At 34.2% G+C, this 20147-nt stretch carries 19 protein-coding genes; 2 read left to right on the forward strand and 17 right to left on the reverse strand.

Going from position 1 to position 20147, the window contains the following annotated elements:
• Nucleotides 1-34 precede the first annotated feature (34 nt).
• Nucleotides 35-2179, forward strand: coding sequence for a S46 family peptidase (locus tag IMZ30_RS02805; RefSeq protein ID WP_207039029.1), 2145 nt, complete (start codon nt 35-37; stop codon nt 2177-2179).
• A gap of 53 nt (nt 2180-2232) precedes the next feature.
• Here the strand turns inward: IMZ30_RS02805 and IMZ30_RS02810 are convergent, their stop codons facing one another.
• The 17 genes from IMZ30_RS02810 to alaS all read right to left on the reverse strand — a co-directional run bounded on the left by IMZ30_RS02810 (nt 2233) and on the right by alaS (nt 19065).
• Nucleotides 2233-2832, reverse strand: coding sequence for a transferase hexapeptide repeat family protein (locus tag IMZ30_RS02810; protein ID WP_207039030.1), 600 nt, complete (start codon nt 2830-2832; stop codon nt 2233-2235).
• A gap of 7 nt (nt 2833-2839) precedes the next feature.
• Nucleotides 2840-3592 carry an enoyl-CoA hydratase/isomerase family protein gene (locus IMZ30_RS02815; protein ID WP_207039031.1) on the reverse strand — a complete coding sequence of 251 codons (753 nt, stop codon included), beginning with the start codon at nt 3590-3592 and terminating at the stop codon, nt 2840-2842.
• Nucleotides 3593-3603: 11 nt separating this feature from the next.
• Entirely contained in the window at nt 3604-6141 is a 2538-nt protein-coding gene (gene paaZ, locus IMZ30_RS02820) for a phenylacetic acid degradation bifunctional protein PaaZ (protein WP_207039032.1), read from the reverse strand.
• Nucleotides 6142-6192: 51 nt separating this feature from the next.
• Nucleotides 6193-7398 (reverse strand): 3-oxoadipyl-CoA thiolase, encoded by a 1206-nt coding sequence (gene pcaF, locus IMZ30_RS02825; protein WP_207039033.1) that lies wholly within the window; start codon nt 7396-7398, stop codon nt 6193-6195.
• Between the two features lie 69 nt (nt 7399-7467).
• On the reverse strand, nt 7468-8025 hold the full coding sequence (locus IMZ30_RS02830; RefSeq protein ID WP_207039034.1) for a hypothetical protein: 558 nt from the start codon (nt 8023-8025) through the stop codon (nt 7468-7470).
• A gap of 17 nt (nt 8026-8042) precedes the next feature.
• On the reverse strand, nt 8043-8297 hold the full coding sequence (locus IMZ30_RS02835) for a hypothetical protein (RefSeq protein WP_207039035.1): 255 nt from the start codon (nt 8295-8297) through the stop codon (nt 8043-8045).
• Nucleotides 8298-8698: 401 nt separating this feature from the next.
• On the reverse strand, nt 8699-9127 hold the full coding sequence (locus IMZ30_RS02840; RefSeq protein WP_207039036.1) for a PaaI family thioesterase: 429 nt from the start codon (nt 9125-9127) through the stop codon (nt 8699-8701).
• 4 nt (nt 9128-9131) lie between these two features.
• Nucleotides 9132-10313, reverse strand: coding sequence for a 3-hydroxyacyl-CoA dehydrogenase NAD-binding domain-containing protein (locus IMZ30_RS02845; protein ID WP_207039037.1), 1182 nt, complete (start codon nt 10311-10313; stop codon nt 9132-9134).
• A gap of 2 nt (nt 10314-10315) precedes the next feature.
• Entirely contained in the window at nt 10316-11098 is a 783-nt protein-coding gene (locus IMZ30_RS02850) for an enoyl-CoA hydratase-related protein (protein ID WP_207039038.1), read from the reverse strand.
• Nucleotides 11099-11170: 72 nt separating this feature from the next.
• Nucleotides 11171-11671, reverse strand: a complete 501-nt coding sequence (gene paaD, locus IMZ30_RS02855; RefSeq protein WP_207039039.1) for a 1,2-phenylacetyl-CoA epoxidase subunit PaaD — start codon at nt 11669-11671, stop codon at nt 11171-11173.
• Between the two features lie 4 nt (nt 11672-11675).
• Nucleotides 11676-12431: a 1,2-phenylacetyl-CoA epoxidase subunit PaaC gene (paaC, locus tag IMZ30_RS02860; protein ID WP_207039040.1), complete on the reverse strand. Its 756-nt coding sequence runs from the start codon at nt 12429-12431 to the stop codon at nt 11676-11678.
• A gap of 21 nt (nt 12432-12452) precedes the next feature.
• Entirely contained in the window at nt 12453-12737 is a 285-nt protein-coding gene (paaB, locus tag IMZ30_RS02865; RefSeq protein ID WP_207039041.1) for a 1,2-phenylacetyl-CoA epoxidase subunit PaaB, read from the reverse strand.
• A 29-nt stretch (nt 12738-12766) separates the two neighbouring features.
• Nucleotides 12767-13723, reverse strand: coding sequence for a 1,2-phenylacetyl-CoA epoxidase subunit PaaA (gene paaA, locus IMZ30_RS02870; protein WP_207039042.1), 957 nt, complete (start codon nt 13721-13723; stop codon nt 12767-12769).
• Between the two features lie 19 nt (nt 13724-13742).
• Nucleotides 13743-14816: a 1,2-phenylacetyl-CoA epoxidase subunit PaaE gene (paaE, locus tag IMZ30_RS02875; RefSeq protein ID WP_207039043.1), complete on the reverse strand. Its 1074-nt coding sequence runs from the start codon at nt 14814-14816 to the stop codon at nt 13743-13745.
• Between the two features lie 106 nt (nt 14817-14922).
• The gene (locus tag IMZ30_RS02880) at nt 14923-15501 is read right to left on the reverse strand and encodes a TetR/AcrR family transcriptional regulator (protein WP_207039044.1); all 579 of its coding nucleotides are present in this window, start codon (nt 15499-15501) and stop codon (nt 14923-14925) included.
• Between the two features lie 3 nt (nt 15502-15504).
• A complete protein-coding gene (locus IMZ30_RS02885) occupies nt 15505-16458 on the reverse strand; it encodes a GSCFA domain-containing protein (RefSeq protein WP_207039045.1) in 954 nt (317 codons plus the stop codon).
• Complete coding sequence (gene alaS / locus IMZ30_RS02890; protein ID WP_207039046.1) at nt 16459-19065, reverse strand: alanine--tRNA ligase; 2607 nt, start codon at nt 19063-19065, stop codon at nt 16459-16461.
• 106 nt (nt 19066-19171) lie between these two features.
• Here alaS and IMZ30_RS02895 point away from each other — a divergent pair, with 106 nt between their 5' ends.
• Nucleotides 19172-20146, forward strand: coding sequence for a M23 family metallopeptidase (locus IMZ30_RS02895; RefSeq protein ID WP_207039047.1), 975 nt, complete (start codon nt 19172-19174; stop codon nt 20144-20146).
• Nucleotide 20147: the final 1 nt, after the last annotated feature.

The raw sequence follows: 20147 nt of genomic DNA on the forward strand, positions 1-20147 counted from the left end.
GTATTTTTAGCGTTTTAATTCAAATTTTATTAAAATGAAATATATTAAATTTTTTATCTTTGTGTTAGCTTTACCAGTCTTTGCTCAACAAGGTGGCATGTGGATTCCTTCCTTACTTGAAGGAATGAATGAAACCGAAATGCAAGCGCTAGGCATGAAAATGAATGCTGAAGATATTTACAGTGTCAATCAATCTAGCCTTAAAGATGCTGTTGTTCACTTTAATGGTGGTTGCACAGCTGAAGTGATTTCAAATCAAGGTTTAATTTTAACTAATCACCATTGTGGTTATAGTCAAATTCAATCGCATTCAACTGTAAAAAATGACTACTTAGCTGAAGGATTTTGGGCATCTTCTAAAGATAAAGAATTGAAAAACCCAGGGCTGACTGTAACTTTTATAAAAGAAATTACAGATGTAACTAAGCAAGTTTTAGTTGGAACTGAAAAAGCTAAAACTGAAAAAAACCGCCAACAACTTATTGAAAAAAACATTAGCCAATTAATCAAGAATTCACCTAAAGAACCTTGGCAAAGTAATCGTGTAAAAGCTTTTTATAATGGCAACCAGTACATGTTATTTCGAGTAGAAACATTTAAAGATGTAAGACTTGTTGGAGCGCCACCATCAAGTATCGGAAAATTTGGCTCTGATACCGACAACTGGATGTGGCCAAGACACACAGGTGATTTTTCATTATTTAGAATTTATGCTGATAAAAATAACAGACCTGCTGAATATTCAGAAACTAATGTTCCTTACCAACCTAAGCATCATTTACCTATTAGCCTTGATGGCGTTGAAGAAAACGATTTCACTTTAATTTTTGGGTTCCCAGGCCGCACAAGTGAATATTTACCTGCCATTGCAGTAGAACAATTAGTAAATACAATTAATCCATCAAGAATTAAAATTCGTGAGGCTGCTTTAAAAGAACAAGATGTGTTCATGAGAAATAGTCAAGATATCAAAATTAAATATGCCTCTAAATATGCCGGTATCGCCAATTATTATAAAAAATGGATTGGCGAAAATCAAGGCTTGAAAAAAAGTAACGCCATTGCAATTAAAAAAGAACAAGAGCAAGCATTTTTAAAACGAGTAAAAGAAGCCAAACTTGAAGAGGCTTATGGAAGTTTACTTGACAATTTTGATGCAGCATATAAAGATTTTGTTGATTATAATCTTGCATATAATTATTTCTCTGAAGTATTTTTAAGAAATGTAGAATTACTGAAAACTGGATTTCAGCTATACCAACTTGAACAAGTGCTAGATTTTAGAGGTGAAAAAGCATTTAATGACCGAAAAGAAAATTTACTTGTAAACTTTGAATCTAGTTTTAAAAACTATAGTGCTAAAGTAGACCAAAAGGTGTTTGAAAAATTAATCAGTATTTACGCTGATGGTACACCAAAGCAATTTATAACTGACAAATTTATTTCTGCTAATAAAAAGGAACTTACTAAAAATATTTATAACAAATCGGCCTTAACCTCTTTTACGAGTTTACAAAATTTGCTTTCAAAATCTAGCCCTCAAACAGTTATCAAAGCACTTAATCAAGATAAAGGCTATCAATTAGTTAAAGAATTAACCCAAGATTTTTACGCTAAAGTTTTACCTGTGTACCAAGCAAAACAACTTGAAATTAAAAAATTACAAAAACAATACATGAAAGCACTTTTAGAACTGTCTCCAAAAGAAGATCGATTATTTCCTGATGCTAACAGTACTTTAAGAGTTACTTATGGAAAAGTAAAAGGTTATAGCCCTAAAGATGCTGTTTACTACGAGCCTGTAAGCTATTTAGAAGGTGTTATAGAAAAATATATACCAGACGATTATGAGTTTGATGTCCCACAAAAATTAATTGATTTATATGAAGCAAAAGATTACGGCAAATATGGCTATAATGGTAAAATGCCAGTTAATTTTATAGGTACTAATCATACGACAGGAGGTAATTCAGGAAGTCCTGCAATTGATGCTGAAGGTAATTTAATTGGTCTTAATTTTGATCGGGTTTGGGAAGGTACTATGAGTGACATTTATTATGACCCAAGTATTTCAAGAAATATTATGGTCGATGTACGCTACATACTATTCATTATTGATAAGTTTGCAGATGCTCAACATTTAATAGAAGAAATGACTTTGGTACATCCTAAAGAATAAAAAGGAGTTTACATCTAATAAAAAACCCGATGTTAGTACATCGGGTTTTTTAATTATTGCTTTTTCATTTCTTGTAAAGTTTGATAAAAATCTTCTTGTTTAGGACGATTTTTTGGAATTTCCCTGAGCGGCTCAACTGCTTTTAAAGTTTTGTGACAGTCTGAAGGCAATTGTTGATACAGTTTGGTTCCTGCACTTTTCCAAGCAATCATCTCATCACTAACTTGTTTTATAACTTTTGCAGGATTACCTACAACCAAACTTCGCTTTGGAATTATAGTTTCAGCTTTAATAAAAGCCATTGCGCCTACAATTGATTCCTCTCCGATTTCGCAATCATCCATAATTACAGAGTTCATACCAATCAAACAATTCTCTCCAAGATTAGCACCATGAATTACAGCACCATGACCAACATGTGCACTAGTTTGAAGCGTAATACTTTTACCAGGAAACATATGTATGGTGCAATTTTCTTGTACATTTACACCATCTTTAAGAATTATTTCACCCCAATCACCCCGAATAACTGCACTTGGACCTACATAACAGTCCTTGCCAATAATAACATTTCCTATAACTGTTGCTTGAGGATGTATAAAACTTGATGGATGAATTACGGGCGTAAAACCTTTAAATTGATAAATAGCCATTAGTAGATTACTTAAATCGTTTCAATTTTTCTTTAGTAAAACTAGATAAAACTAATTTACCGCTAATCTTGGCACGCTCTATTAGTAATTGGTCCCAATCTTCTGTACCTCTCCAAAACATTTGTTTCATGTGTTTCACTGCTTCAGGATTATAAGCACATAAATTTTGAGCAAATTTGTTAACTGCTTCATCAAGCTCTTCAGTAGTTTCAAAAACTTTAGTAAATAAGCCCTTTTGGAGTGCCCAATTTGGTGAATAGAAAGTATTAGCATCTATGGCAATTTGAGACATACCACTAACGCCAATTTTCCTTTGTACTGCAGGACCAACCACAAATGGACCTATACCCAGATTGAGTTCACTAAGCTTGATAGAAGCATATTTTGTAGCCATACAATAATCCATTGATGAAGCTAAGCCAACACCGCCTCCAACAGTTTTTCCTTGTACACGACCAATAATAAATTTTGGACATTTACGCATGGCGTTAATTACATTTGCAAAACCACTAAAAAAAGCTTCGCCTTCTGTTTCGTTTTGAATTGATATGAGTTCTTTAAAGCTTGCGCCGGCACAAAAAGTTCTATCACCGCCTGATTTTAAAATAATAACTAATACATCATCGTTTTGACCAGTCTCAGTAATTGTATCAGCTAATTTTGCTAGTATATCGCTCGGCAACGAGTTATGAGCTGGGTGAAAAAATTCAATCGTTGCTATTTGTTTTTCTATTTTGCTAGTTACATATGCTTGAGTCATAATTAAAATTTTTATAATAAATTAAATTGTTCAAAGTGGTGATTAAAATGCTTACGATTTAAAAGCTTCCACTCAAAAGCTGTCAAATTACCAAAAACTGCATTCTTTGTAGCAGCATCTGGATTTTCTCTAAAAAATATTTCATAAGCTTTATAAGCTTCCAAAAGTGCATTTTTGGCTTCATCTAAATTATCATGTCTCAAAGTCTCTAATTGATTCTCCTTCATGAGAGGCATTTTGTAGCCTCTGGGCATTTTCTTATAATCATATAAGGTTTCTTGAACTTTGTCAATGTGTTCTTCAGGGGTGACAACTTCAAAATCTGAAATTTCTCCAGTGGCCATGCGAAGTCCTACTTCTAGATGTTCCACCATATGTTGAGGTGTCATCATACCCCATTTAGCCTCAGATTCTTCGGTTAATCTATTTAGTCTGTTTTCTATAAAGTCTTTATTAACTTCATGAAAGGTGTTTTGTTTTTTCTGAACCATAGTCAAAATGGTAGCAATGGCTACTAAAGCTTCTTGTTCTTCATCTTCAGTTTCTGGAATATTTCCTTCAGTTACGTTGGTATCAAAAACCTCAACATACCATTTTACAATACCACTTGGCAATTCTTTTCCTTTTTGGTCTCGATCGACTTTCTCCTTGCAGGTCAAGCGAACATGAATTGTATCATTATGGTAAAGCGGTCTTAAGAAACGAATTTCTTCTAAACCGTAATTAGCCGCTACTGGTCCTTTATTCGGATACACAAATAATCCTGCCGCTGCTGAAATGATGAAATAACCGTGTGCGGTTCGTTGTTTAAAAATACTCCCTTCAAGTGAAGTGATATCGGTATGCGCATAAAAATGATCCCAAGTTAAGTTTCCGAAATTAATAATATCTGTATCAGTTAAAGTTCGGTTATGGGTTTTTAAGGACATGCCTGGCTGAATATCATCCCAGTGATAAGCAAATGGATGTTTCTCTGCTTCTTTATATTGGGCATTAGGTTGATAAATACCCGTAATCTCTGTTAAAGTAGAAGGACTTCCCTGAATCGCACAACGTTGCATAAAATGTTTTATACCACGTTTGCCTCCCATTTCTTCGCCACCGCCAGCACGTCCTGGTCCGCCGTGAACTAAATTTGGTAATGGCGAACCATGACCAGTACTTTGTTTAGCAGATTCGCGATTAATGCTTAAAATTCTTCCATGATGCGATGCGGCTTGAATAGTATAGTCACGTGCAATCCTATCATCATTAGTAAAAATAGAACTCACCAACGAGCCTTTCCCTTTTTTAGAGAGTTGAATGGCTTCATCAAGGGTTTTGTATGGCATCAAGGTACTTACAGGACCAAAAGCTTCGGTTACGTGTACGGCTTCATTTTTAAAGGGTTGATCTTCACGCATTAGAATTGGTTTGATAAAAGCGCCTTTTTCAAACTCAGCATTAATGATTTCAGTAGAATTGAAATCGCCATAAACAATCTCTGCTGTTTTTGAAATTTTACTCACAGCCTCTTGCACTGCTTTTACTTGCTTTTTATCAATTAAGCTTCCCATACGTACTTCTTTTAATCGTGGATCACCCAAAGTAACCTTATCTAAAGCTTTACCTAAAGCTATTTGAACATCTTCCATTAAATGCTCAGGGACAATAGCACGGCGTATAGCAGTACATTTTTGCCCGCATTTCACAGTCATTTCATTGCGTACTTCACGAATAAATAAATTGAATTCTGGTGTACCTGGTACGGCATCTTCGCCTAAAATACATGCATTCAATGAATCAGCTTCCATAGTAAAAGGCACAGATTCTTCCAGTAATCGCGGATGATTTTTAAGAAGTTTCCCTGTTGAGGCTGATCCAGTGAAGGTGACAATATCTTGAGATTCTACGCTTTCTAAAATCGTTTTCTCAGTTCCTGAAATTAACTGTAATGCACCTTCTGGTAAAATTCCTGATGCAATAATTTCTTTTACCACCGCTTCGGTTAAATAAGCCGATTGCGGAGCTGGCAAAACAACGGCAGGAACGCCAGCCATCCAGTTTACTGCACATTTTTCAAGCATACCCCAAACCGGAAAATTAAAAGCATTAATATGAATGGCAACACCTTCTTTAGGAACCAAAATATGATGTGCCATAAAGCGACCACCTCTAGATAAATCGATAGGATCACCTTCTACATCAAAAGGTTGGTTTGGAAATAGCTTTCTTAAGGATGCATTAGCAAACAAATTACCAAAACCACCGTCGATATCGAACCAAGAATCCATTTTAGTGGCGCCTGTTCTGTAGCTTAATTCATAAAAAGCTTTTTTCTTTTTTTGAAGGTAAAATGCCAAAGATTTCAACATATTTCCTCGCTCTTGAAATGTCATTTTACGTAAGGCTTCGCCTTTTTCTCTTCCATAGGCCAAAACTTCAGGGATGTTAAAACCATCAACATTTATAGATGTGAACTGTTCACCAGTTATAGAATCATAAATTGGCTGGCCTTCGCCTTTTCCGCTTGTCCATTGGCCTTGTATGTAACTTTGTGTAGTTTGCATGATAATTGGAGTTCTTTTTTAAATTTGATTTATTCTGATCATAGATTATTTTTAACTGACGTTTTCAATAACAGCTGCATATCCTTGGCCAACTCCAACACACATTGTAACCAAAGCATATTTTTTATTAGTGAGCTTAAGTTGTAATGCAGCCGTATGAGCTAACCTTGCACCTGTAACGCCAAGTGGATGACCTATTGCAATGGCGCCTCCATTAGGGTTAAGTCGCTGATCATTATCTTTTAATCCCCAAGCCCTAATACAAGCTAGAGATTGTGCAGCAAAAGCTTCATTTAGTTCTATAACATCCATATCTTCCATACTTAAGCCTGCTTTTCGTAAAGCTTTGTTAGAGGCTTCAACAGGACCGATGCCCATAATCCTTGGTTCTACACCAACTACGGCTGAACTTAAAATTTTAGCCATAGGTTTTAAATTATACTTTTCGACAGCATTTTGAGAGGCCACTATTGTCGCTGCTGCACCATCATTTAAACCAGAAGAATTACCGGCGGTAACGCTCCCATCTTTGCGAAAGGCTGGACGTAATTTACCGAGAACTTCAAGTTTTGTCTGTGGCTTGATAAATTCATCTTGAGCAAAAACTAAATCTTCTTGCTTTCGACGTGGAATATTAACTGCCACAATTTCTTGAGCTAATCTTCCATTTTCCTGAGCTTTGGATGCCTTCATTTGAGAATTATAAGCGAATTGATCTTGATCTTCACGTGAGATTTTATGAATATCTACTAAATTTTCAGCGGTCATACCCATACCATCTGTGCCGTACATTTCATGCATTTTTGGGTTAACAAATCGCCAACCAAAACTTGTATCGTACATTTTTGCGTCGTTACCATACGCTGAAGATGGTTTTGCAATAGCATAAGGACCACGTGTCATATGTTCAACTCCACCAGCTATAAATACATCGCCATCGCCTGCTTTAATAGCACGATTAGCGTGAATAATCGCTGAAAGTCCGCTACTACACAAACGATTAACGGTTTCACCAGGCACCGAATGTGGTAGGCCTGCTAATAAAGCACACATTCTGGCAACATTTCGGTTATCTTCACCTGCTTGATTAGCACAGCCAAGAATAACATCGTCGTAGGCATCACTTGGAATATCAGGGTTTCTCTCTAAAATTTCTTTTATAACTAAGGCTCCTAAATCATCTGTTCTAACAGGTGAAAGTGTACCTTTATAGTTTCCGATTGGTGTTCGGATTCCGTCTATGATGAATGTATCCATAAGTTTAAAAATTTAAAGCACCAATTTAAAAAAATTGATGCTTTAATTAAGGCTACATTAGAAATAAAATCAATTATAATTGTAATAGCGTTGAAAAAATTTGTGTTTTCGCATTAGACTGATCTTTTTTTCATTTTGCAATTCTTTATTTTTCCACTTCTGATTTACAATTCTATTATAGTTTTTCTCGTAAAATGCTTTTTCAATTTCCATGAGCTTTTCTTCACTAAAACAGTCTTCACAGGACCTAAGTAAAGTGTAAAAATTTGTAATGTTAGCAACATTTTGGTCTAAGCCTAGTTGCTCATTAATATAAAAAAATTTATTTTTACTATCACTTGATTCAGCCAAGCCATGTTTCATCATCATATAAAAGCCTAAATGTTTGATGTTTTGTTCATTTGAAGCTAAAATTTTATCTTTATAGAACTCTTCAATTTCATTTAAGCTAACATCCGATTTATTTGTTATTAAAAAAAGTTGGCTCTTTAAATCTTCAAAATCTGTATTTTCTTTATTTCCAGAGTTTTTATTATTACCTGTTAAATCATTAATTTCATTACTATTTTCAGTGCAAGCAAAAAATAGAGTTGACATTAACAATATGACTAAAAATTTAATCTTCATAATTATCTAATTTAAAATTAAGCATTAAAACAACATGCTCTCTGAGCGTCTGCACCTAGCATCTCTTTAAAACCAACAACTTCCCAAGTACCGCTCTCACTATACTCGTACAGTGTTAAAAAACCTATACCTGTTGCTGTTCCAGAGCAACATCCTTTATCACCTTTTACCTCATAGTCGTAAAGTCCTACTTCAAACGAACCGCAAGTACATTCTTTAGAGTAGGTATTTACAAAAGAAATTAACATTAAAGCTAAAACTAAACGTTTCATAATTTATTATTTTTTGATAAACTGAAAATAATTGTATTTTACATCCTAGCAGATGATTTTCTAGACTAACAACTAGTAAAGCTCAACGAAAACACCTAAATTTGTAATTCTGATGTAGAATGTAAGTACTTTCTAACATTCGCGACGAGAGCCTCTAACTTTTAAGGGCTTTCTCTTTTTTAATAAGCTTAGAACATTAACATGGTTTTAAATATTTGTTAATAAACCAAATTTAAAAAAAAAAACAAGTAAGCTCCAAATGAGACTAAAATCTCAATTTTACAAACCATTATAATATTTAAATACAGCTTAATACATTTTCACTTTTCCTCTAGGCTTTATTTTTTTTATACGAATCAATCAAAGGCAAAAAGAGGTTTGCCTCATTATTTAAATTGGTCTCATACCCAATTTTTACTTGTGCGGTAAACCACACCTTTAAATAATGCGACAAGTTCTTGTTCTTTTTTTATGTGGACGGTTTGAAATCCAAGTTTGTTCTTAGTAATTTCAACACTTGTTTCTGCGGTAATGTAATCGCCTTCCTCTAAAGCTTCTATATGATTAATTGAGGTTTCTATAGACACAGCAAACTTTCCGTAAGTGTTGGCAGCAAAACCAAAAGCTGTATCTGCTAAAGCATAGGTAATTGCACCGTGAGCTTTTTGCATGGAGTTAAGTAAATCTTTTCTGATACGGAGTCCTAACTTGCAGTAACCTAGTTTAACTTCTATAATTTCAACTCCTAACCATGTGCTGAAGGCATCTTGAGATAGCATTTTATGCGGGATATCTTCAGGTTTAAGTGTGCTATGTGATGAATTTTGCATCGATTTATAGTTGAAATTGTTTCGATTGAGCTTGAAGTTGACGAAGCATTGGTGAACATCTATAACGATCTTCTCTATACATGTTATAAAGCGCATCCATTTGCTCAACACACCAATCAATCCCTTTATCATTTGCCCAAGCAAGTAAACCTTTAGGATAATTAACGCCTTTAGTCATAGCTAGGTCTATATCTTTTGCTGAAGCAATGTTTAAAAATAAGGCATCTGCAGCTTCGTTAATAAGCATCACTAACACACGATTAAATATAGCTTCACCAAGCTTTTCGTCTTTAAGTGGCTCGGTAGGTTTTGCACTTTCATTATAGTCATAAAATCCTCTGCCAGATTTTTTTCCAAGATAACCCGCTTCGGCGTGACGTTTTTGAGTAAAAGATGGTTTATAACGCGGGTCAAAATAAAACGCTTTAAAAACAGTTTCTGTAACGGTATAGTTAACATCATTCCCGATAAAATCCATCAACTGAAACGGTCCCATTTTAAATTTACCAAAGTGCTTTAAGGCCCAATCGATGGTTGCGAAACCTTGGGTATTTTGCGGTAAACCGCCAAAAGACTCTTCATAAATTCTTAGTGATTCGCCGTAGAAAGGTCTGGCAACTCGATTAACTATAAATCCGGGAGTATCTTTAGCTTTTACTGGTACCTTTTTCCAATCTAGCATTAATTGGTAGACTAGCTCAAATATTTCAGGGTTGGTTTGAACTGCAGGAATTACTTCAACTAGTGGCATTAACGGTGCTGGATTAAAAAAATGCAAACCTAAACAACGTTCAGGTTTATTTAAGCAAGATGCTATTGAAGCTATAGATAATGACGATGTATTTGAAGCTAAAATACATTTCTCACTGACCAAGTTTTCTAATTGTGTAAATACCTCTTTCTTTACATTTATGTTTTCAATTATAGCCTCTACAACTAGATCTGCTGAAGCCATATCATCAATTGAAGTTGTGTATGTAATCAGTGATGTTATACTAGATTTTTTTTCTTCAGAAATTCGGTTTTTTTCTACTAAACGAGTTAGTATTTTTTCGAGTTTTTCTTTGCTTTTTGATAATGCTTCAGTTTGTTTATCAAAAATATAAACGTTTGAATTTGCAGTAGCTGCAATTTGAGCAATTCCACTACCCATTGTTCCAGCTCCGATTATTCCTATTGTCTTCATTTTTACTTTCCTTTAAATTTAGGGGTTCTTTTTTCCATAAATGCAGTTACACCTTCGTTATAATCTTGTGTTTGAGCAGATGCAATTTGGTATTCAGACTCAATTGCTAATTGTTCTTCTAAGGAATTACTAAAAGTTTTATTTAGTGCTTTTTTAGTAAAAGCTAAAGCTTTGGTAGGCATGCTAGCTAGTTTTTGAGCTAGATGATCGACCTCATCTTTAAAGTTTTCAGGAGAGAAATATTTGTAAATCATCCCTATACGTTCAGCTTCATTTGCTTCAATTTTATCACCCAAAAGCGCTAAAGCGGATGCACGCTGAAAGCCGATTAGTCTGGGTAGAAAATAAGTACCTCCGCTATCTGGAATCAAGCCGATTTTTGAAAAAGCTTGAATGAAACTTGCCGTTTCTGAAGCAACTACAACATCACATGCTAAAGCTATATTAGCACCTGCACCGGCTGCAACACCGTTAACTGCTGCAATTACTGGAATTTCTATATTTCTGATTCTTGTTATAATTGGGTTATAATGATCTTCTAAAATAGATTTAAAACCTGGATTTAATTCTGGATTAGTTACTTCTGCCAGGTCTTGTCCTGCACAAAAAGCTTTACCTTCTCCGGTCAAGACTATAGCTCGTGTGTGTTCATCTCTGATACAATCATCAAGTTGCTTTTGAAGCTCAAATGCCATTTCTTTGTTAAAACTATTAAACTTTTCAGGGCGATTGAGCTTTAAGTAAGTTACTCCTTCTTTTTTTATATTAATTACAGTGTCTGACATTTTAAAAATGATTGAGATTTAAGGTTGAAATATACAAAAAATGACATCTAAACAATGTCATTAAAGGGATTGTTATGTTAAACACTTAAAATAGTCAAATGGCTCTTTGCAATCATCACATTTAAACATGGCTTTGCAAGCTGTAGAAGCAAATTGACTAATTAGAGTAGTATTTTTTGAACCACATTGAGGGCATTTCACCACTTTCTTTTGACCTAATAAAGCAGCTTTATCGGCTGTTGCATTCATTGGAGGTGCAATTCCATATTTTTTTAGAGCCTGCTTGGCTTCATCTGTCATCCAGTCGGTTGTCCAAGCAGGTGATAATATTAATTTTACTTTTGGAATATAGCCTTGATCAGATAAAGCTTTTTTCACATCATCGCCTATAACATCCATAGCTGGACAACCACTGTAAGTTGGTGTAATTTCAACTTTAACATGTTTATTATCTTCAAGTTTTGCAGACCTAACAACTCCCATATCTACAATGGATAATACTGGAATTTCAGGATCTGAAACGCCTTTCAAAATCGGTAATAATTCTTGATCTATTTGTTTAAGATTAGACATTCTATTACCATTTCATATTAGGGTAAGTTCGCTGCATGTATTGAAGGTCAGATAATATAAAACCCATGTGTTCTGTATGAATGCCTTTTTTACCTCCTTTTTGGAAGTAATCTAAATCAGGAACTTTTAAGGTAGCTTCGTTTAATACTTCAGCGACTTTATTAAAATAATTGTTTTTTAAACCATTAACATCTACACCGTGATTAGAATTGATTGCAGCCACATCATCTTTAGTTGTCATGAATAATTCATTGGTATAAGGCCATAAATTGCTCACTGCTAATTGCATTTTTTCGTGACTTACTTCAGTGCCGTCACCTAAGCGTTTAACCCAATCGCTAGAAAACTGTCTATGATAGGCAACTTCTTTAATACTTTTTTTAGCAATGGCTTGTAAATTTACATTTTGTGATTCCTGTAATTGTTCTAAGAGTCTAAAATGAAATTCATCAAAAAAGTATTGCCTAGTAATCACATGTGCAAAATCTGTATTTGGCTGTTCAACAAGTAAAACATTTAGATATTCTCTTTCTTTTCTTAGAAATGCTACATCGTCTTCGGTAATATCTTCTTTTGAGAGCTCTGCGATGTATTGATAATAGCTGCGTGTTTGACCGAGTAAGTCTAATGCAATATTAGTCATTGCAATATCTGTTTCTAAAGTTGGACCATGACCACATAACTCTGAAAGTCGTTGCCCTAGAATTAAGGCATTATCGGCAATACCATAAATATATTTTATTAAATTTTGATTTGTCATTGTTATGATTTTAGCATTTAGCTACATATGTTCAACGTTATCTGGCAAATCATAAAAAGTAGGGTGCCTATAAGCTTTATCAGCTGCAGGCTCAAACATTTCACCATTTTGCTCAGGATTAGAGGCCTTAATATTTTTAGATTCAACCACCCAAATACTTACGCCTTCACTTCTTCTTGTATAAACATCACGGGCATTTTTTAAAGCCATATTTGCATCTGCAGCGTGTAAGCTACCAAAATGTCGGTGCTCTAAACCATTTTTACTTCTTACGAAGACTTCCCAAAGTGGCCAATTTTTTTTCATTTGAATTAGTTTTTAATTCTAAACAAGTTTTATATCGCTTGTTGTATTTCGTTTTCTGATTTTTTTTCAGCGTAAGCAACTGCTGCATCTCTTACCCATTCACCATTATCCCATGCATTTTTTCTTGCTGAAATTCGTTCTTTATTACACATACCATGACCTTTAACAACTTGCCAAAACTCATCCCAATTAATTTCCCCAAATTCATAATGACCTGTATCATTGTTAAATTTCAAATCTTCATCAGGAATTGTTAAGCCCAATATGTCAGCTTGAGGTACAGTTTGGTCTATAAATTGTTGGCGTAATTCGTCGTTAGTTTTTCTTTTAAGCTTCCACTTCATTGACTGCTCGGTATGTGTAGACTCTTCGTCTGTAGGACCAAACATCATTAAAGAAGGCCACCACCAACGGTTTAGCGCATCTTGAGCCATTTCTTTTTGTTCTTCAGTTCCGTTACAGAGCGTTAGCATAATTTCGTACCCTTGACGTTGGTGAAAACTTTCTTCTTTGCACACACGTACCATCGCACGTGCGTAAGGACCAAATGATGTATTACATAACGGCACTTGGTTAATAATTGCAGCGCCATCTACAAGCCAACCTATTGCACCAATATCTGCCCAGGTTAAAGTTGGGTAGTTAAATATGCTTGAATATTTTGCCTTACCTGTATGTAATTGCTCATATAATTCTTCTCTAGAAACACCTAAAGTTTCACAGGCTGAGTAAAGATAAAGACCATGGCCAGCTTCATCTTGAACCTTAGCTAATAGAGCTACTTTTCTTCTTAATGAAGGCGCTCTAGTAATCCAATTTCCTTCTGGTAGCATACCAACAATTTCAGAATGTGCATGCTGAGAAATTTGGCGAATATGCGTTTTGCGATACTTTTCTGGCATCCAGTCTTTTGGCTCTATTCGTTCATCTCTTGCAATTTTTTCTTCAAAAATTTTCTCTAAATCTTTAATTTCATTTTGACTCATAGCTTCAGATTTAATTAATTTAAACATCAAAATCGACGATAACGTCTTTAGATGTTGGAATAGCTTGACAACTTAATACGTAATTTTGGTCAACCTCTTCTTTTTCAAGTGCATAATTAATTTTCATTTCTACTTGACCTTGAATAACTTTACATTTGCAAGTGCTACATACACCACCTTTGCACGCAAATGGTAAGTCTGCTCCTGCTGTTAAAGCAGCATCAAGTATATTATCATCGGTTTTAGACATTTCGAAGTGAAATTCTTTTCCACCATCTAAAACCGTTATTTTAGTTCCATCTTTTCGTTTAGCCATAGCGGCTTCAGCGCGTTTTTTGTCTGCTTCAGAAACTCCTGTCACAAAAAGCTCGTAATGAATGTGTTCTTTAGATAGACCTTTTTTTACTAACTCATCTCTAATCATAAAAATCATTTGCTCTGGACCACATATAAAACATTCACTCACAGAACTTACATCTAAAACTGTCTGAGAAAGCTGTTGAATTTTCTCGGGTGTAAAACGACCATTAAATAACTCAATATCACGTTGTTCTCGTGTTAAAAAATAAAAAATTTCTAACCGACCGAAAAATTTATTTCTGAGTTGTTCAATTTCTTCTTTAAATATAATGGATTTTGCATTCTTATTCAAATAAAACAACTGACATTTGGAGTTTGGTTCTTCTGCTAAATGCGTTTTTATCATAGATAAAACTGGTGTTATTCCTGAACCAGCAGCAAAAAAAACATAAGTATTATTTGATTTTGGCTTAACTTCAACACCAAAATCACCACTTGGTGGCATAACTTCTAAAGTATCTCCGGCTTTAAGTTCCTGATTTATAAATGTAGAAAATTTACCTTCAAAAATTTGTTTTACGGCTACTTTCCACTGATTTTCTATAGGACTTGAGCATAATGAATAAGATCTTCTAACATCTTCGCCATTAATGGTTTGTTTTAATGTCAAGTACTGTCCTTGATGATATTGAAAATCCTTTTTCAGTTGCTGAGGAACTTCAAAATTAACAACTGAACAATCATCTGTTTCCTTGTAAACATCAGTAACTTTTAAGGGAAAAAACTTAGCCATTTATAAATCGATTTGTACAAAACTAACAATTGTTAGTTTATACATCAATAAAAATCATGTTAATTTTTAATTTTCAAGAAAGCTTTAAGTCACTCGTAATGATAAGTTAGGAATCACTTTGTCTTATTATGCCATAAAGCAAAATAGTTTCTAGGTCAGCTTTTAAGTCTTCTACTGTGAGGTGTTTGCGTTTAGCGACCCATAAATTAAGCGTTCTAAGTGTTGATAAAATTGAAAATAGTATGACTTCAGGGTCGCGTTTGGTAATTGATTGCTCTTGAATACCATATTTTATTATTTCTCTTAGCTCTTGTTCATATCTAAATCGCTTAGCTTTAAATTTATCTAAAGCTTCACCATTTAAATGAATCCATTCTGTATTTAAAACAGCTACGCTTTCAGGTTGATGCAAACTTAAATCGATATGTTGCTGAATAATTTCAGATAATTTTTGTCTTGTTGAAAAACTAGGATTTTGATTAACATCATGAATATGATTTACAAATGTATTGGCCAGATTTAAGACAATCGCTTCTAAGATAGCTTGTTTAGATGGTAAATGATTATACAAACTTGCGGCTTTGATATCAAGTGACTTGGCAATGTCACGCATACTTACAGCCGAGTAACCTTTTAGGCTAAATAAAAGTCCTGCCTGTTTAATAATTTCATCTCGTCTTGTCATTAATTAATTATTAATAAAATTCATATGAGGAAATCTTTGCTTTAATTTACTAATTTTCACTTCTAAATTAGCCATAAATTTTTGATGAGCTTCACTTTGAGGATTAAAAGCTTTATGATGAAGTCCTTTTTGAACTACTTCAACTTGATTCATGATCTCTAGAGTAGATTGATTGATATAGACCGACTTAAATTTTTCCCAAATAAATTTAATTGCTGAAGAACTAGGATGTGCCAAATCTGCATTGTAAAACCGATAATCACGCAACTCATCTACCAATAATTCAAAAGACGGGAAATACATTAAATCATGTTCAGACTCATCTATAAACTCATGTAAAGCAGCAATTAGATGAGCTTTGCTCCTGGAGTTTTCGACTAGACCATCTTTAAGGTGCTTGACTGGTGAAACCGTAAAAACAAGATTGCAGCTGGTATTTACACTTTTTATTAAACCTGTTAATGCTCTAAGCTCTTCTTTTAAATCGCCAACTGTGCTTAACTGCTTTGTAAATTGCTTTGATGGTATTTTATGGCAATTAGCGACAAAAGCTGAATTTATTTGTCGAGAATAAAACCAAGCCGTTCCTAAACTTATAAATATTAAATTAGAATTATGAACTGCTTGACGAAGAACTTCAGCTGAAGCTTCTAAGTTAAAAATTAACTCCTTTTGGGTTGAAGCTGATAGCGAAGAATGTGCCAAAAAAGAATGGTAAATGCCATCATGTTCAATCAATTCAAAATCTTTACGATGTCCTAGAGCAAATTCAATGGATTTTAAAATAGCCTTGGGATGAAAAAGTACACCAAAAGGATTGGCTTTAGCCTGAAATTGATAGTAAGTTAATTGATCGTAAATATGTGTTGAAAAGCAAGACCCTAATAATAGAATTTTGCTTGAATAATCAAGCTTATAAACTGATGTTGGTAGATTAACTTCACTAAAAAACTTCATTTACAGTAGCGTTTTAGCCGCTTCAAGTGCATCAGGAATTCCTTCTGGTTTTTTACCGCCTGCGGTTGCAAAAAAGGCCTGTCCGCCACCGCCACCTTGAATAAACTTACCTAGTTCACGGACTATTTTACCTGCATTTAATTCTTCTGAAACAATAGATTTAGAAATATAGCAAGTCAGCAAGGCTTTATTATTATATTTTGAAGCTAAGATTACTACTAAGTCATCAAACTCTCCACCAAATTGAAACGCTAAATCTTTCATGGAACCAGCATCAAGATCAACTTGAGCTATTAAACTGTTTATACCGTTAATTGGTTTAATTTGAGATTTTAGTTCACTTTTAATATATTTTGCTTTTTCTGCTTTTAATTGCTCGTTTTCTTTTTGTAGTTGTGCAGATTCGCTTAAAAGCTTATCAATAGCCTTTGAAACATCTTTAGGCTGATTAAGTAAGGCTTCTATCTGAGCTAATTTTTGAGCTTTATCATCAAGGTAAGATTTAACAGCATCTGCTGTAATGGCTTCAATTCGTCTAATTCCGGATGCTACTGAGCTTTCACTAGTAATTTTAAAACTCCATAACTCACTTGTATTTTTAACGTGAGTCCCACCACATAATTCCGTTGATTGTCCAAATTGGATGGTTCTTACCGTATCACCATATTTTTCGCCAAATAATGCAATTGCACCTTCACTTATAGCCTGATCATAAGGTATATTTCTTTTTTCTACTAAGTTGAGTTGTTCCTGAATTCTAGCGTTGACGAAGGCTTCAACTTCAACTAACTCGTCACGACTGACTTTAGAAAAATGCGAAAAATCAAACCTTAAACTTCCCGAATGCACCATAGAGCCTTTTTGCTCAACATGATCACCTAAAACGTGACGCAAAGCTTGATGCAATAAATGGGTTGCTGTATGGTTTGCAGCAGCACGTTGTCGCTGATTAGCATCTACAACTGCATTAAAAGTAGCATTGATATTTTTAGGTAAACTCTTAGTAATGTGAATAATTAAATTATTCTCTTTTTTTGTGTCTATGATGTATGTAACATCACCTGAAGGCGACTCTAAATAACCTTTATCTCCAACTTGGCCACCGCCTTCTGGATAAAAAGGCGTTAAATTAAAGACTAGTTGAAAAAGCGCTCCATCTTTTTTTGAAGTAACTTTTCGGTATTTAACGATTTTAACCGATGTTTCTAAATAGTCGTAACCTATAAACTCTTCAGAATCATCTTCTCTTATAACTTCCCAATCCTCAGTTGAAGTTTCGGCCGCTTTTCTAGATCGTGATTTTTGTTTTTCGAGTTCTGCATTAAATTCATTTTGATTTAATTTGAAATCGTTTTCTTCTAAAATCAATGCGGTTAAATCGATAGGAAAACCAAAAGTATCGTATAATTCAAAAGCTTTTTTGCCTGAGATAATTTTAGTTGAACTTTGCTGCATGATTTGGTCTAACAATGTTAAGCCTTGATCTAATGTCCTTAAAAACGAGTGTTCTTCTTCTCTAATTACATTTTGGCAAAGTTGTTTTTGCTTTATAATTTCAGGAAATGCTTTACCCATTTGCTTACTTAGCACATCAACTAATTTGTAGATAAAGGCTTCTTTCATCTTTAAAAATGTAAAACCATACCTAATCGCACGACGTAAAATTCGCCTAATCACATAACCTGCGCCATTATTACTTGGTAATTGACCATCTGCAATAGCAAAGGCAACTGCTCTTACATGATCGGCTATTACACGAATTGCAATATCTACATCTTCAGTTTTACCATAACTAAAACCTGAAATCGTTTCAATTTCAGAGATAATTGGTGTAAAAACATCTGTATCATAATTAGATTGTACACCTTGCATGACCATCGCTAAACGTTCAAAACCCATGCCAGTATCGATATGTTTTGCGGGTAACTCAACTAATTTTCCATTAGCTAAACGGTTAAACTGAATGAATACCAAATTCCATATCTCAACAACTTGTGGATGATCTTGATTAACTAATTCGTGACCAGGTTTTTTGGCTTTTTCAGCATCGGTTCTAATATCAACATGAATTTCAGAAGCTGGGCCACAAGGACCTTGATCACCCATTTCCCAAAAATTATCTTTTTTATTGCCAAGTAAAATTCGGTTATCAGGAACAAATTGTTTCCAAATTTCGAAGGCTTCAGTATCTTTTGCTATGCCATCAACCTTATCGCCTTCAAAAATTGTAACGTAAAGACTGTTTTTATCAATTTTTAGCACTTCAGTTAAAAATTCCCAAGCCCAAGAGATAGCTTCATTTTTAAAATAATCGCCAATACTCCAATTCCCGAGCATTTCAAACATAGTATGGTGGTAGGTGTCTTTTCCTACCTCTTCTAAATCATTGTGTTTGCCACTAACTCGTAAACACTTCTGTGAATCGGCAATTTTAGTGCTTTTTGGTTTAGAATTACCAAGAAAATACTCTTTAAACTGATTCATACCAGCATTAGTAAACATTAAGCTTGGATCATCCTTAAGAACAATGGGAGCTGATGGAACAATTTGATGTGATTTCGAGGTAAAAAAGTTTAAAAATTTATCGCGTAATTGTTGGGATTTCATAAGGCTTTACTGGTTGATGTTTGTGTTCAGTTTCTTTTGTCTTATATTTGTATGATACATCGTGTATGTCTGCTAAACTTGAGCAAAAATACTATAAATTTAAAGAATGAGTAAAGTAAAATATTACTACGATAGCGAAACCTTATCATATCGCAAAATCGAAGCTAAGAAAAGTAAGAAATTTGCTGTAGTACTCACATTTTTACTCGGTATTGTTGTTTCGAGTTTTTTACTTTTAATGCTTTACCTAAATATTCCTGGTATTGAAACTCCTAAAGAGCGAAAATACAAACGCGAGATTACACAAATGAAGCTTCAATATGAATTGTTGGATAAAAAAATGAATAATGTTGTTGAAGTTTTAGAGGATATTGAACAACGAGATAATAAAATATACCGCGTTTTTTTTGAAGCTAATCCCTTAACTTCAGAACAACGTCAATCTGGTTTTGGAGGAATTAACCGCTATGAAAATCTTGAAAATTTTGAAAATTCTGAACTGATCATATCAACCTCAAAAAAACTAGATGTTCTAACCAAACGCCTAGCTATTCAGTCACAATCTTTAGATGAAATTGTACAACTTGCTAAAAATAAAGAAGCATTACTTGAAGCTATACCAGCCATTCAACCTGTTAAGAATGATGACTTAAAACGTACAGCTTCGGGTTATGGTATGCGATATCATCCGATTTACAAGTATCGTAAAATGCATAATGGCATGGATTTTTCAGCTCCGCAAGGTACTGAAGTTTTTGCTACGGGAAATGCAAAGGTTAAAAAAGCTCGTTTAACATCTGGTTTTGGAAATCTCATAATTCTAGACCACGGCTTTGGTTACGAAACTTATTATGCCCATTTAAAAGACATAAAGGTACGGCGAGGCCAAACCGTTAAACGTGGTGAGATTATTGGCACGGTTGGCAACACAGGCGTTTCTACAGGACCACATTTGCACTATGAAGTTAGAAAAGACGGCCGACCAACTAACCCTATGAATTTTTATCATGGCGACTTAACGCCTGAAGAATATGACATCATGTTTAACATGTCTACACTTGAAAATCAATCTTTAGATTAAA

Origin of the sequence: Psychroflexus sp. ALD_RP9 (assembly GCF_017311165.1) — a bacterium.
Lineage (GTDB): Bacteria > Bacteroidota > Bacteroidia > Flavobacteriales > Flavobacteriaceae > Psychroflexus.

Bases quoted from the DNA above. Each gene is read 5' to 3' on its own strand.
- IMZ30_RS02805 (WP_207039029.1), top strand. From the start codon at position 35: ATGAAATATATTAAATTTTTTATCTTTGTGTTAGCTTTACCAGTCTTT.
- IMZ30_RS02810 (WP_207039030.1), bottom strand. From the start codon at position 2,832: ATGGCTATTTATCAATTTAAAGGTTTTACGCCCGTAATTCATCCATCA.
- IMZ30_RS02815 (WP_207039031.1), bottom strand. From the start codon at position 3,592: ATGACTCAAGCATATGTAACTAGCAAAATAGAAAAACAAATAGCAACG.
- paaZ (WP_207039032.1), bottom strand. From the start codon at position 6,141: ATGCAAACTACACAAAGTTACATACAAGGCCAATGGACAAGCGGAAAA.
- pcaF (WP_207039033.1), bottom strand. From the start codon at position 7,398: ATGGATACATTCATCATAGACGGAATCCGAACACCAATCGGAAACTAT.
- IMZ30_RS02830 (WP_207039034.1), bottom strand. From the start codon at position 8,025: ATGAAGATTAAATTTTTAGTCATATTGTTAATGTCAACTCTATTTTTT.
- IMZ30_RS02835 (WP_207039035.1), bottom strand. From the start codon at position 8,297: ATGAAACGTTTAGTTTTAGCTTTAATGTTAATTTCTTTTGTAAATACC.
- IMZ30_RS02840 (WP_207039036.1), bottom strand. From the start codon at position 9,127: ATGCAAAATTCATCACATAGCACACTTAAACCTGAAGATATCCCGCAT.
- IMZ30_RS02845 (WP_207039037.1), bottom strand. From the start codon at position 10,313: ATGAAGACAATAGGAATAATCGGAGCTGGAACAATGGGTAGTGGAATT.
- IMZ30_RS02850 (WP_207039038.1), bottom strand. From the start codon at position 11,098: ATGTCAGACACTGTAATTAATATAAAAAAAGAAGGAGTAACTTACTTA.
- paaD (WP_207039039.1), bottom strand. From the start codon at position 11,671: ATGTCTAATCTTAAACAAATAGATCAAGAATTATTACCGATTTTGAAA.
- paaC (WP_207039040.1), bottom strand. From the start codon at position 12,431: ATGACAAATCAAAATTTAATAAAATATATTTATGGTATTGCCGATAAT.
- paaB (WP_207039041.1), bottom strand. From the start codon at position 12,737: ATGAAAAAAAATTGGCCACTTTGGGAAGTCTTCGTAAGAAGTAAAAAT.
- paaA (WP_207039042.1), bottom strand. From the start codon at position 13,723: ATGAGTCAAAATGAAATTAAAGATTTAGAGAAAATTTTTGAAGAAAAA.
- paaE (WP_207039043.1), bottom strand. From the start codon at position 14,816: ATGGCTAAGTTTTTTCCCTTAAAAGTTACTGATGTTTACAAGGAAACA.
- IMZ30_RS02880 (WP_207039044.1), bottom strand. From the start codon at position 15,501: ATGACAAGACGAGATGAAATTATTAAACAGGCAGGACTTTTATTTAGC.
- IMZ30_RS02885 (WP_207039045.1), bottom strand. From the start codon at position 16,458: ATGAAGTTTTTTAGTGAAGTTAATCTACCAACATCAGTTTATAAGCTT.
- alaS (WP_207039046.1), bottom strand. From the start codon at position 19,065: ATGAAATCCCAACAATTACGCGATAAATTTTTAAACTTTTTTACCTCG.
- IMZ30_RS02895 (WP_207039047.1), top strand. From the start codon at position 19,172: ATGAGTAAAGTAAAATATTACTACGATAGCGAAACCTTATCATATCGC.